Raw genomic sequence first — 12647 nt, 5'->3', positions numbered from 1 at the left:
AGTATGCCTGCTCCGTATGAAATATAAACAATTTGAAAAGAGAGGCAGAATATAAAGAGATTGATATAATTTGTATCTCTTTGACTCTTGACAAACTTAATCACGCTACTATTTATTCCATATTATCTTTTCCCAATAAATCAGATCCATTAGAAGTAGAGCCAAAGGGGTAATTATTTTAACCAATCCTTTCTTAACCACATATAGATTACACTACAAATTTTGGATATATTCGCAGTTTGCTTGGCTTGCCAACCTCTGCAGAGTTAACAAAATTTAAAATCCATGCTTACTATACGCCCACATCAGGCAGATCGATTGCTGAAAGCCACAGGAAAACTCATTGGAAAAACACCTCTTTTTCTCATTAGACATGCCTTCAACAAAGCCAATGTGCGCATTTATGCTAAGCTTGAGTGGTTACAGTTAGGCAGTAGTGTGAAAGCTCGTCCTGCTTTTCACATGATTAGTCAGGCAGTTGCTAGTGGAGAACTCACTTCTTACAGACATATCCTGGATGCTACCAGTGGCAATACCGGGATTGCGTATGCAGCCATTGGGGCACGGTTGGGTATCCCTGTTACCATTTTTATGTCTGAGACAGCTTCCAAAGAAAGGAGTACTATTCTAAAAGCCTTACAGACCAACATTATCTATACCTCTGCACCTACCACCGGAGATGAAGCTCAACAAATGGCTCTTTCCCTATTCAAAAAACAGCCTAATCGCTATTTTCACATCAATCAATATGGAAATGAGAATAACTGGAAAGCCCACTATCAAACCACTGCTCAAGAAATTTATAGGCAAACCCGTGGCAGAGTAACACATTTTGTAGCCGGCTTAGGCACAACAGGTACTTTAGTAGGGACAGGCCGAAGACTTCAAGAATTAAACCCTGCCATTCGCCTGATTGCTCTACAGCCGGATGTATCCACACACCTTTTGGAGGGATGGAAACATTTAGGGAGTTCAACAGCTCCTGCCATTTATGATGCCAGTCTAGCTCATCAGACATTAGCTGTGAGCACGGAGGAAGCCTATGAGTGGATCAAGCGAGTAGCTGTAAAGGAAGGGCTACTACTAAGTCCCTCTTCAGCAGCTGCCTTAGCCGGTGCAGTTCAAGTAGCAGAGCAAATAGATGAAGGGATAATAGTGACTGTGTTTGCTGACAGTGCTGATAAGTATGGCGAGGTAATCAACTCCCTTTTCTAATACCTACAGTCTTCTCTTAAAATAGGTTGACGATACTGGTTAAGTATGTTATTTGTTCTATTGCCTCGGCATTTCAGTTTCAGCAAAAGGCAGTTAATAAAACTGCCTTTTGCTGAAACTCCAGAATCTAAAGGCTAAATCCGCTTTCTTTCCAGCCTCCACCTTTCTGAGATATTTAGTAAACTTTATCAGCTTTTGTGTATAAAATATATAAACAAAAGCTGATATGCTGATAGATTTTGGCTGGAGCTTTGGGATAATGGAAAATTAAAAGCTCATAGCTCAATTTAGCACGTCACCCCTACTATCGCGAAGTGCCTGTTAACAGTTTGTTGTTTAATGCTTTTAGGTGATTGTTACCAGGGAATTTCGCCTGTGTGCGGATTGCTCTCTTCGCTGAAAAATTTTCCCGTTGGTCCATTCTGGTCAATTAAGGCATATTTTATAATACATTTTCCCGCTGCTTTAACTTCACCTCCCTTATAGTTAGTAAAATCAGTTTTGGTATAGCCTGGACAAACCGCATTTACTTTGAAAGCCGTATCACGCAATTCGTAAGCTAATTGAACCGTGTACATATTCATCGCGGATTTTGAAGAAGCATACACAGTATATTTAGCATACTCATACGCTGGCCAGCTTGGGTTGCTTTGAAGCGAAAGCGAGCCTACACTGGTACTTATATTTACAATTCTTGGCTGGGGCGATTTTCTCAATAAGTTAATAAAAGCCTGTGTAACACCTACCACACCATAGAAATTGACCTCAAAAACTTCTTTGAAATGATCAATATTTGTTTCGAGCGCACTTTGAGGAACAATTCCACTAATCCCTGCATTGTTTATCAAAATGTCCAAATGGCCTTGTTCCTTTTCAATGAGGTGCTTGGCAAATAGAATTGTGTCGAGCTTGGTTACGTCAATTTCGATAGCTTTCAGGTTTTTAAAACCATTGCCGGTTAATTCTTTTACGATCGCATTCCCTTTTTCAATATCCCGGCTACCTACATAAACGAATAGACCCTTTTTTGAAAGTTGTTTAATTGTTTCTAAGCCAATGCCTTTGTTGCCTCCTGTGATTACTACAGTCTTCATTTTTTATTTTTTTAAATTGATGAAGCAAAAGTGCATCGATTTAAAATAAAACTGTTTACCATTTGGTAAAAAGCAACTTAGCGGATGTTTTTTCTTATTCTGCTTAAGGATTATTGGGTTACACTTAAGTAAGAGGCAATGTAAGCCAAAGGAATACGGTTTGTAAGTGAGGGATAGTTTTTCATAAATTCCAGATCCGGGTAGTAGCGTCTTGTGAAATGACTGGACCTTTTCTGGATTTTTGGAAAAGGCACTTTTGAACCATTTTGTTCTGAATAATGTCCCAACCCACAATCGTATGGGAGAGCTCTTCCCAATCTTGTTTTGAAAATACAATGAGTTTGCAATTGGTAATAGCTTGGAGGTATTCTGAAGAGGAAGTATTTGCCTCAAAATTGAAATAATCCACCACTAAACTGTTTTCGCTAATAAAGCAACGGGTGATTTCTTCTCCTTTGTTATTGTAATAACAACCTCGTATCACGCCTTCCACAATAAAACCAACTTGCCGGGGAATCTTCCCTGCCTGGGAAAAATACTCGTCTTTTAACAGCTCAACTTCTGTTATCTTAGATTCAAGAAGGGCTATTTGTTGCTTATTTAAGTTGCCAAACTGTAAGATATAGTCTATCAATTGTTTCATAGCAGAAAGGTATTCAAAGTAAATAGCGAGGAGTTTACCATTTGGTAAAATGTGTCTGAATATTCCGGTGATATTGGCTCTCTCAAACTTTTGGTGATATGGACTACAAATGGCTTAAGCAGCCATCCTATTTTATTGGTACCAACTATAAAACTGCCTAGCAGATTTGCTGATCTCAATAGATTATTGAGAGAATACAGTGGTGGATTTTTCCTTGGTTATAAATAAATAGTCAATGTATCCTTGTTGCCCACCTCCGAGCATAGTTACCGATTTTGTAACTTTTTTCCAGACTTCCATTTGTTCAGTTGTATAAATATCCGGAGTGAATGGGCTACCGGTTGCCTGCTCACTAATTCTAATGGCTTCCTTGAATTGCAGTCAGGCACTTACCCTTTGTGTATAATACTGAACCGTTAAATCACCTGCCACCCCATTTATATCTGCCTGACTCCTGGTCATGGCAGACATCATCATTCTTTTTTAAGTGCTAAGTTTCCTAGCCCTGTTTGTTCAAACAGTTGCATTTTCGCAATTCTTTTATTTTTATAATTCTCTACTTATCAATCAATTATTTATTATAGGCAGAGGCGTACACCTGGCTGGCAAACTCTTCGGCCGTGGTGAGAGTGGTAGTGGATTCATCTCTTGTTTGATAATTCATGAATCCGGTTTTAATAGTGGTTGCCATACCCAGTAAATTATCGACGAAGTCTTCTGAAAAACCATTGTTTAAAAATGCCTGCTTCGCCTGCTCAACCGGAAATTGAACATAAGGCAGATCAGGCTTGCTAATGGTTTTGCCGATAATGCTTGTAAACTCCCGGTAGGTATAGTCTCTTGGTCCCATAACGGCACGGACACGTTTGCCACTGAAGTCAAGATTCGCCAGGTGAAAGGCTGCCACTTGGGCAACATCTTTTGTAGCAACCATAGGTATGGCATGGTCACCGTCGGCAGCTGTTCCATTGATTCCCATCTTCTTAACCAACCCAATGGTGCGTAGGAAGTTTTCCATAAAGTAGGCGGAACGAATGTGCAGTACGTCATGTGGCTTGAACTCACGAAGCAAATTTGATCCGCCAGGGCCTTGTCCGGCTACAGGTTGACAAAATCACTCTTTAATTTTAAGTGTAATAAATGACAGGTAAAAAGGGGGAGAAAAAGGCTAGTTTAGAATTGAAAGGTTGCATTCTTTCCCCTCTCACCCCATTTTTCAAACTTCTTGAAAGGGATGATAAATTTTATCACCCCTTTTTCAAAACTTAAACCTAAAAGCATACTAAGTAATTAAACACAATTAAGTATAATATTTTCATCTACTTCAAGTTTTTTAAAATCAAGTTTAAAGTAAGTACCCAATCCTAAAAAGATGGTATAAAGTGCCTCCTTAAGCGCTTCTACAGACAGATAGTCTTCGGCTTTGAGCCAATGATATTTCACCTGCTTCCAAAATCGTTCGATCCTGTTAAGATGAGGACTATACTTAGGCAGCAAAAAGATGTATAATCCTTTCTGTTCCCATTCTTCTTTTTTGACTTCCCATAGGCCACATGTATGCCAGGAGGCGTTGTCTAAGACTATGACAGTAAACTTGGAAATAGATGTTGAGAAGGCCTCTACACATTCAATGATAAAGTCAGCGTTTAGACTCCCACTTTTCTGATAAGTAAGCAACTCATTATTTGTACTTAACAAGCCAAATACATTTATCCTTGTACTTCTTTGGGATAAAATAGGGGCGTGTTCGCCTTTTTTGATCCATCCATAAGGTACACAAGGGGTAAGGCAAAACCCTGATTCGTCTCCAAAATATAAATCTATACTGCCTGTCTGTGCCAAATAAAGCAAAGCATGTAATCGCTTGACTTTCTGCTCATATGCTTCTTTGTTTTGCAATGGCTTTATCCATTTACGGAAACGTTTCCATCGGTAGTCAATTTTTTTAAAAACCGCTTCAAGGTCATCTCACTCATAGCCGTGCCTAATTTAGCTTCTATCTCTCGCTTAGCTAATTTAAGTTGTTGTTTTTCTTTCTCTATGCTATTTTCCACTACTTCAACATGGGTAGCATTACTGGTAGTAAGGATGGGTTTTCTGCCTTTCCCTTTTTGGTTCTTTAACCCTACCACACCTGTTTTCTCAAAGCGATCAAACCACTTATAAATACTTAACTGACTTACTTGAAAAATGCTTGCTAACTTCTGTACTTGATAGCCTTGATTGGATAACAGTATACATTGGCAACGGTTACGTTCCTGATAACTTTTACTATCTTTATGAATCTTCTCTAAGTCTTGTATAAGCAAAGATACAATTTGCCAAAATCTTATACTTAATTGTGTACTCTTACTTATTACAAAAAGGCTTGGATGAAAAGGGTTGATTTATCGCATTGCTTACCATGTAATCCTGTCGTAAACTCTGACAGGTGTAGTTGTACTTTGCAGTCCTATTCTATGGTTGCCTGATCTTTTCTATCCTTCTATTATTTTGAAAGACCCATCACTACTTTTTGTCCTTTAATACACAAACTGCTTAGCCATTAAACAATTTTTTTTACTGCTAAGCTCATTAAAACTTCCCTTTGGATCGATACATTCTTTATTTTAGCGAGAATTCACCTTTACATCCTGATTATTCCACCTTCAAACCATGATAAGACTATTATATTTTTCTTTAGTGCTGTTATTAGCGGCAGCCTGCCAAAAGATTTCCGATACCGATACGAAACACGTTGCCTTAACTGGAATAGATTTATCTAAAACACCCGGCGACGATTTTTTTACTTACGTTAACGGCATCTGGTACGATACCATCCAGATACCGGCTAGTCAGACAGGAGTAGGTTCTTATTCATTTCTGAATTTCCCCCAGCGCATCCGGCTGCAAGGTATTCTGGACAGTCTTTCCAAAAGTAAAAACCCTTCCGGAAGTATCGAAGAGAAAGTAGCAGATTTTTATGCTTCAGGCATGGATACAACTGCCATTAATAACCGGGGCTATGAACCTCTTAAGCCGGTGTTTTCCCGCATCGATGGGATAAGCGATATACCTTCATTGGTAGTAATGGCCGTTGAAGAGCTAAAAGTAGGGAATACCTCCCTGATGGGTTTTTATGTGGGTCCTGATGATAAACAGAGTACTGTAAATATTGCCCACTTTTATCAGACAGGGATCGGCTTACCCGAAAGAGATTATTATTTCAAGACCGATTCGTCCACCCTTGCGATCCAAATAGCTTATAAGCAATATCTGACCACCTTGTTTGCCCTAACCGGAAGTGATTCAACCCAAGCCAAGAAAAGTGCAGGCGTTGCCTATGAAATTGAAAAACAACTAGCGGCCGCCCACCGGACCAATATCGAGCTTAGGGATGTGCAGGCCAACTACAATAAAGTAGCGGTGAGTGATCTTTCAAAAAAACATCCCAACCTGGGCTGGACCACTTTACTAAACAACCTAGGCCTACAGGTTGATTCGCTCAACATGGGTCAACCACCTTACTACGAGAAGCTAAATGCCTTGTTAAAAACCATTCCTGTCAACGATTGGAAAGTCTACTTAAAAGCCAATGCCCTATCCACGTATGCCAACTGGTTAAGCCAACCTTTTGTGGATGCCTCCTTTGCTTATACAAAAATATTGACCGGGCAAGCCGTTAAAAAAACACGTGCCGAAGAAATGACACAGGTGGTCGACCAATCACTCGGGCATGCGCTGGCACAGTTGTATGTAAAAAAATACTTCCCTGAAGAAGCTAAGAAACGCATGGTTGTACTGGTAGACAACCTGAAAAAAGCATTTGAAGCCCGCATCAATAATCTAGACTGGATGAGCGATTCCACCAAGACAAAGGCGAAGGAAAAACTAGGGGCTTTCTCTGAAAAAATCGGCTACCCGGATAAATGGAGAGAGTACTCGAAAGTGGAGGTGAAAAGGAATACCTACTTTGAAAATTGTTTATCCGCTAATAAAAATGAGTACCTCTATAGCCTGGCTAAAGTAGGCAAGCCCGTCGACAGAACTGAATGGCACACCACTCCGCCCACAGTAACGGCTTATAATAATCCTCCGTTGAATGAGATTGTTTTCCCGGCCGGTATCTTACAATCGCCATATTTCGATTTATATGCCGATGATGCCCTGAACTATGGCGGTATTGGTATGGTGATTGGTCATGAAATTACCCATTCATTTGATGATCAGGGTGCCCAATATGATAAAGAGGGCAACGTAAAAAACTGGTGGACAAAACAGGATTATGAAAAGTTTAAAGCCAGAACCGGACAGGTGATTGATCAGTACAATTCGTTTACTGTGCTCGATTCGATGCCTATCAAAGGCGCATTAACAGTGGGTGAAAATACAGCCGATATGGCAGGTGTTGCTATTGCCTATGATGCCTTTAAATTAACGGCACAAGGACAAGACACGACCAAACTGGATGGCTTTACACCGGATCAGCGCTTTTTTATATCAGTAGCCAGAATATGGCGGGTAAAAACAAGGGATGAGTTTTTACGCATGTATGTCAACACCAATCCACACTCACCAGCCAAGTGGCGGGTTAATGGACCACTGATGAACTTTACACCCTTCTACAAAGCATTCAATCTGCAAGCTACTGACAAGATGTATAAACCCGAAAAGGAGAGAATTACCGTCTGGTAACAGAATATGTATGCCTTACTACTTGTGCTACTAATTAAGTAACTGAAATTTGGAGTTCCTCCCTCAAAAAGGAGAGTAGGTTAAGCAACCAATAGTAGTTGTTGCCAATGCTGCTTGTATTCTTCAGGATTCATATAATCTAAAGAAGATTTTTTGGAGATCCCTCAAAAGAGTGGGCCATAAGTTAAGATAACTAGGACTATAATTCTTCCAAAAAGGGGAGTTTAATTAACTACCTTTTCGATTAATTGTCATTTAAGATCACGCTGTAAGATAGACTAAGTTCAAGACTATTAAATTAAATTAATTACAGCTCCTAGTGTTTTAGCAATTTAATTTTAGTTATTAATTTTGAGGATAAACTTTTTATTCTCATGGCACGGATCGCTACTAAAGTAAGTTTGTCAGAATCAGAAAAAACCGAACTGAGCTCAATTATAAAAAAAGGAACGCACAAGAGTCGCAAAATAACTCGTGCAAGAGCCTTATTATTAATGAATTCAGGTAAATCAAGGATTGAAGTTCAATCAGAATTAGGCATCGACAGTAACCATTATTATCGCATTAAAAAGCGATACTTTGCCGGAGGGCTATCTAATGCTTTGGAAGAACGCCCCAGAAGTGGTCAACCCCCTATCGTTACACAACGCTTGGAAGCACAGATTACCAGTATGGCTTGTAGTGAGTCGCCTGCCGGCTCTGCCCGTTGGACTTTATCCTTATTGAACCAAAAAATGGTTGAACTTAACTATGTTGAAACTATATCCAATGAATCCATCCGGCAAGTTTTAAAAAAAGCAGGCTTAAGCCTTGGTTAAAGCAAATGTGGTGCATTGGTATCATCAATGGCGAATATGTTGCCACTATGGAAGATGTTTTAGATTTGTACGCTCAACCTCAAGAGGAAGGGATTGTCCGTTTATGCTTTGATGAACGTCCTTGTCAACTTATTGACCATGTGTTGACACCCATTCCGGCTAAAGCTAATTGCACACAAAAACAACATCAGGAATACCTAAGAAATGGCGTTTGTAATGTGCTACTGGCTTACAATATGGATACCGGGCAACGGCATATAAAGGTTACCACCACAAAAACTAAAGCTGATTATAGCCACTTTATGCAGTGGGTGGTCAAAGAACATTATCCAACTGAAACTAAAATCAAACTTGTTCAGGATAATTATCAAACCCATTCCTATGGGGCATTTTATGAAAATTTACCCTTCGAAGAGGCCCGGCAACTCAAAAATAAGCTGGAATTCCATTTTACACCTAAACACGGCTCGTGGTTAAACATGGCAGAAATGGAATTTTCATCCCTTGCACGCCAGTGCTTAGACAGACGAATCGCAAATCAGGAAATACTTGAATCCGAGACTCTTATTTGGCAAAAGAATCGAAATCTAAAAGCGGTAAAAGTCAACTGGTCGTTTACAACTGAGAAAGCTCGTGTAAAACTAAAAAACAGATACATAGAAATTAGCAAAATTAATACATGAAATTAAATTGCTAGAACACTAGAATTGACATAAATCAATAGAGATCATTAAACCTAAGTTGAAAATGAAATGAGTCCCAAATCCTTTGATAAACATTAGGAAAGCAAAGGTCAAAAGGCAAATCAATATTTTGTTTCAAGCCATTATGATTCTATCTTGTGAATTGAGAATCAAACTATGGATGCTCGGGTAGCACTGCTTGAAAACTTCAGCAGGCACATTTTTGCAAGATTCAAACATCAAACTGAAAAACTACAAATCAACAAAGGATAAATTTTAGCTAAAAAATTCCTGGATGCTTAACCATTACAAAAATACTAACTTGATCTAATCATTTAACCATATATAGCTTTAAATTTTTAAAACATCTGTTATGGAGTACCCTTTTAACTTAATGCACATCCATGAGATATCTCTATAAGGCATTCATTTTTATTATTTCAACAATCATTCTTTTCCCGGCAAAGATGAGCTATGGTCATGATTCATCTTTGAAAGGAAACAACACGGCTCCTGCGAAAAAGCCTAATATTGTGCTCTTCATCGCAGATGATCATGGTTATGAAGATGCCGGCTGTTATGGAGCGAAAGTTGTGCGTACACCCAATCTGGATGCATTTGCCAAGGAAGGGATACGTTTTACAAGTGCATTTGCCAATACCCCTAATTGTGTACCCTCCAGAGCAGTGATCAGTACTGGCCTAATGCCTGCCAGAAATGGGGCACATCCCAATCACAGCAAGATTAACCCTGGTATCAAAACCCTGCCTGTCTATATGCAGGAATTAGGCTACCACACTGTGCTGGCAGGCAAAGATCATCTGTGGCCAAGAGCGGCCTATCCCTATCACTATATCAAGAAGCAAGACAAAGACTATTCTAAAATAGATTCCATTTTTGCTGCCCAGGCCAAAGGAGCAAATAAACCGCTCTTTCTGGTAGTAGCCACCGACAATCCACATGTGCCCTGGCCAAAGAGTGAAGGCTACACGCCAGCGCAGGTGGACCTTCCTCCCTATCTGGTGGACACTGAGATTACCCGGCAGGTACGGGCTAAATATTTTACTGATGTAACCGATGTTGACCAAACACTTGGCAAGTGTCTGCAATCGCTTAGTAAATATGATCTAGCAAGCAATACACTCTTTATTTATATTTCAGATCATGGCCCACAGTGGCCACATGGCAAATGGAATTTGTATGATGCAGGCATTCGTATTCCGATGGTTGTCCGCTGGCCGGGTAAAGTAAAAAAAGGCAGTACCTCTTCTGTTTTATTACCACTTGTCGATTTCCTGCCTACGCTGCTGGAAGTAGCAGAAGGTCAGGTTCCGGAAGGCCTTGATGGAAAAAGTTTTCTGCCTGTGCTGCTAGAAAACAAACCTACCCACCGCGACACGATCTACTCTACCTATACAGCAGATACCTTCTATGGAGATTTTAATTATTTTCCCATACGCAGCATCCGTACAAAAAAATATAAGTACATCCTAAACCTGGAGCCACAGCGGACTTACACGACTCATATTACCAATGCTAAACCCGAAGATGGGCGTGATTATTGGGAAAGCTGGGTAGAAAAAGCAAAAACTGATAAGAAAGCAGCCGCATTGGTGGCAAATTATCAGCATCGGCCGGCGGAGGAACTTTACGACCTGGAGCGTGACCCCTATGAACTAACCAACCTGGCAGCCAATCCGGAAAACAAACCATTACTGACCACATTCAAAGAATACATGGTGCAGTGGATGGAAAGCCAAAATGACCAGATGGGGCTCACCCTATATTTTACCAATATCAAGTATAAACATAAAAGTGAAGAGCCATCCGTTAAAGAGTAAAAGCAGGGTGTTGGATCCTGATCATTTACAAGTTGTTAGATGGTTAAGTGGCCAATAGTTGTATAAGAAAATAATACAGAATTGGTCTTCCCTCAAAAAAATGGACATTAAGTTAAGAACTGACAGGCTGTATCGGAATTGGTAAACAGGGTATCAAGAATGGGTCTTTTCCCAGCACAGGGCCTTACCGCAGCTGGACCGATTTACGGAAATGTTTGATAGATTGGTGGCATGTCTAACAGACGACAGTAACAATAACAAAATAATAAAAAACATACTATCTGACTTTATATCAAAATGGGTTTCCCCCTTTTTCGTGTAGGGTAAGAAAAGACTAGGCAGCTATCTGATACTGCCCTTTAGTTTCAAATTGTTCCGGACTTAAGTAGCCCAGCTTTGAGTGTTCCCTACGGGCGCAATCTTCGCCTCCCGGCTCAATTGTGTTTTCGATTGTACCATACCTGAATGTATTCAAAGATATCTTCTCTGGCTTCCTTGCGGGTCTGGTACTGGCGATGGTAGACCAGTTCCTGTTTAAGCGTAGCAAAAAAGCTCTCCATACAGGCATTATCATAATGGACCTGCCCATCATGAGCATTTGAGGTCCGTTTCCTTTCCGGCTCATTGAGCAAATCATTTTGTTGTCTTTAAGCAGTTTCTGGTAATCGTTGCTGGCGTACTGAGAGCCTCTATCAGAGTGATGTAGCAAGCCCTTCTGTGGGCTTCTAGCCAGCAGAGCCATCTGCAAAGCACTCACTACTAATCCTGTTTCCATATTTTGATTCATCGCCCAACCCACTAATTTTCTAGAAAACAAATCCAGTACCACTGCCAGGAACAACCAGCCTTCCCGGGTCCATACGTAGGTGGAGCCGATGCTGCACACGTAGCAGGTCCATATCCGTAACCCACTTTTCATCAGCCTTAAAAGCACTAAACTGTTGATTAAGTTTGTTTTCAGCCACGGGCAGGCCATGTTTAGAATCGGTAGTGACAACAAACTTTCTTTTTCGTTTAGCGGTAATCTGATGGCTTCTCATTAGTTTAGCCACTCGTTTCTCTGAGCAGGATATACCCTTTTCAATCAGATCCACATATGTACGAGGACTTCCATGGACCAGCAGACGATGTCAGCATCGGGTCCTGTCTGCCGGCTTTGCTTATGAACCTTCTTGATCGCAGCTACTATACGCTCATCTTCCTGCTTACGGGTGCTTTCTGGCCGCTTTCGCCACCCATAGTACCCACTTAACGACACCTGCATTGCTTCACAGAGCCTCTTCAGGCCATATTGTCCCCGGTTTTGATGAATGAATTGGTATCTCACTGGGGACGATTCGTGCGGATCCCAGATCAAGCCCCGGTTAAGATCCGATACCCATTGCTTTTTGGACCTGCTACGTTGTGAGCATCGGCTCCACGATCTCAACTGTTTCTTTTAACCGTTGATTCTCCCGTTGTAACTGCCGTAATTGTTCATCCTGGCTATGGCCCTTACCCGGAAAGGCTTTTTGCTGATGGTCCTCCAACTCCTTTTTCCACCGCCGAAGTATACTGTCGTGTACACCAGACTACGGGCAGTCTCACTGACATTCCCATTTTTATATGCCAGGCTGATGGCTTCCTCTTTGAACTCCCTGGTATAGGTCTTTTTATTTGCCATTATTATAGTGGTTTAG

At 40.6% G+C, this 12647-nt stretch carries 10 protein-coding genes and 1 pseudogene; 5 read left to right on the top strand and 6 right to left on the bottom strand.

Annotation, left to right across the window (positions count from 1 at the left end):
- The first annotated feature begins 285 nt into the window (after positions 1 to 285).
- On the top strand, positions 286 to 1215 hold the full coding sequence (locus tag GXP67_RS36280; RefSeq protein ID WP_162447657.1) for a PLP-dependent cysteine synthase family protein: 930 nt from the start codon (positions 286 to 288) through the stop codon (positions 1213 to 1215).
- Positions 1216 to 1571: 356 nt separating this feature from the next.
- On the opposite strand, the gene GXP67_RS36275 is transcribed toward GXP67_RS36280, so the two are convergent.
- The 5 genes from GXP67_RS36275 to GXP67_RS36250 all read right to left on the bottom strand — a co-directional run bounded on the left by GXP67_RS36275 (position 1572) and on the right by GXP67_RS36250 (position 5261).
- Complete coding sequence (locus GXP67_RS36275; RefSeq protein ID WP_162447656.1) at positions 1572 to 2309, bottom strand: SDR family NAD(P)-dependent oxidoreductase; 738 nt, start codon at positions 2307 to 2309, stop codon at positions 1572 to 1574.
- 181 nt (positions 2310 to 2490) lie between these two features.
- Positions 2491 to 2952 (bottom strand): Crp/Fnr family transcriptional regulator, encoded by a 462-nt coding sequence (locus GXP67_RS36270; RefSeq protein WP_317170089.1) that lies wholly within the window; start codon positions 2950 to 2952, stop codon positions 2491 to 2493.
- 571 nt (positions 2953 to 3523) lie between these two features.
- Positions 3524 to 3970 (bottom strand): Rossmann-fold NAD(P)-binding domain-containing protein, encoded by a 447-nt coding sequence (locus GXP67_RS36260; RefSeq protein WP_162447655.1) that lies wholly within the window; start codon positions 3968 to 3970, stop codon positions 3524 to 3526.
- Between the two features lie 272 nt (positions 3971 to 4242).
- Entirely contained in the window at positions 4243 to 4851 is a 609-nt protein-coding gene (locus GXP67_RS36255) for an IS630 family transposase (protein ID WP_232064819.1), read from the bottom strand.
- Between the two features lie 5 nt (positions 4852 to 4856).
- Positions 4857 to 5261, bottom strand: a complete 405-nt coding sequence (locus GXP67_RS36250) for a helix-turn-helix domain-containing protein (protein WP_162447654.1) — start codon at positions 5259 to 5261, stop codon at positions 4857 to 4859.
- A gap of 346 nt (positions 5262 to 5607) precedes the next feature.
- Between GXP67_RS36250 and GXP67_RS36245 the strand changes: the two genes are divergently transcribed.
- The 4 genes from GXP67_RS36245 to GXP67_RS36230 all read left to right on the top strand — a co-directional run bounded on the left by GXP67_RS36245 (position 5608) and on the right by GXP67_RS36230 (position 10968).
- Complete coding sequence (locus tag GXP67_RS36245; RefSeq protein WP_162447653.1) at positions 5608 to 7626, top strand: M13 family metallopeptidase; 2019 nt, start codon at positions 5608 to 5610, stop codon at positions 7624 to 7626.
- A gap of 374 nt (positions 7627 to 8000) precedes the next feature.
- Positions 8001 to 8444: a helix-turn-helix domain-containing protein gene (locus GXP67_RS36240; protein ID WP_162443629.1), complete on the top strand. Its 444-nt coding sequence runs from the start codon at positions 8001 to 8003 to the stop codon at positions 8442 to 8444.
- Between the two features lie 5 nt (positions 8445 to 8449).
- Entirely contained in the window at positions 8450 to 9127 is a 678-nt protein-coding gene (locus GXP67_RS36235; protein WP_162442409.1) for an IS630 family transposase, read from the top strand.
- A 404-nt stretch (positions 9128 to 9531) separates the two neighbouring features.
- A complete protein-coding gene (locus GXP67_RS36230) occupies positions 9532 to 10968 on the top strand; it encodes a sulfatase family protein (protein ID WP_162447652.1) in 1437 nt (478 codons plus the stop codon).
- Between the two features lie 334 nt (positions 10969 to 11302).
- Here GXP67_RS36230 and GXP67_RS38555 read toward each other — a convergent pair.
- Positions 11303 to 12631, bottom strand: a pseudogene (locus tag GXP67_RS38555) (IS3 family transposase).
- Positions 12632 to 12647 lie beyond the last annotated feature (16 nt).

This window comes from Rhodocytophaga rosea (genome assembly GCF_010119975.1).
In the GTDB taxonomy this organism is placed as follows: Bacteria; Bacteroidota; Bacteroidia; order Cytophagales; family 172606-1; genus Rhodocytophaga; species Rhodocytophaga rosea.
Note: the sequence above shows the minus strand (reverse complement) of the source record. Positions and strands in the feature narration are given on the sequence as shown.

Bases quoted from the DNA above. Each gene is read 5' to 3' on its own strand.
- GXP67_RS36280 (WP_162447657.1), top strand. From the start codon at position 286: ATGCTTACTATACGCCCACATCAGGCAGATCGATTGCTGAAAGCCACA.
- GXP67_RS36235 (WP_162442409.1), top strand. From the start codon at position 8,450: ATGTGGTGCATTGGTATCATCAATGGCGAATATGTTGCCACTATGGAA.
- GXP67_RS36275 (WP_162447656.1), bottom strand. From the start codon at position 2,309: ATGAAGACTGTAGTAATCACAGGAGGCAACAAAGGCATTGGCTTAGAA.
- GXP67_RS36270 (WP_317170089.1), bottom strand. From the start codon at position 2,952: ATGAAACAATTGATAGACTATATCTTACAGTTTGGCAACTTAAATAAG.
- GXP67_RS36260 (WP_162447655.1), bottom strand. From the start codon at position 3,970: ATGGAAAACTTCCTACGCACCATTGGGTTGGTTAAGAAGATGGGAATC.
- GXP67_RS36240 (WP_162443629.1), top strand. From the start codon at position 8,001: ATGGCACGGATCGCTACTAAAGTAAGTTTGTCAGAATCAGAAAAAACC.
- GXP67_RS36230 (WP_162447652.1), top strand. From the start codon at position 9,532: ATGAGATATCTCTATAAGGCATTCATTTTTATTATTTCAACAATCATT.
- GXP67_RS36245 (WP_162447653.1), top strand. From the start codon at position 5,608: ATGATAAGACTATTATATTTTTCTTTAGTGCTGTTATTAGCGGCAGCC.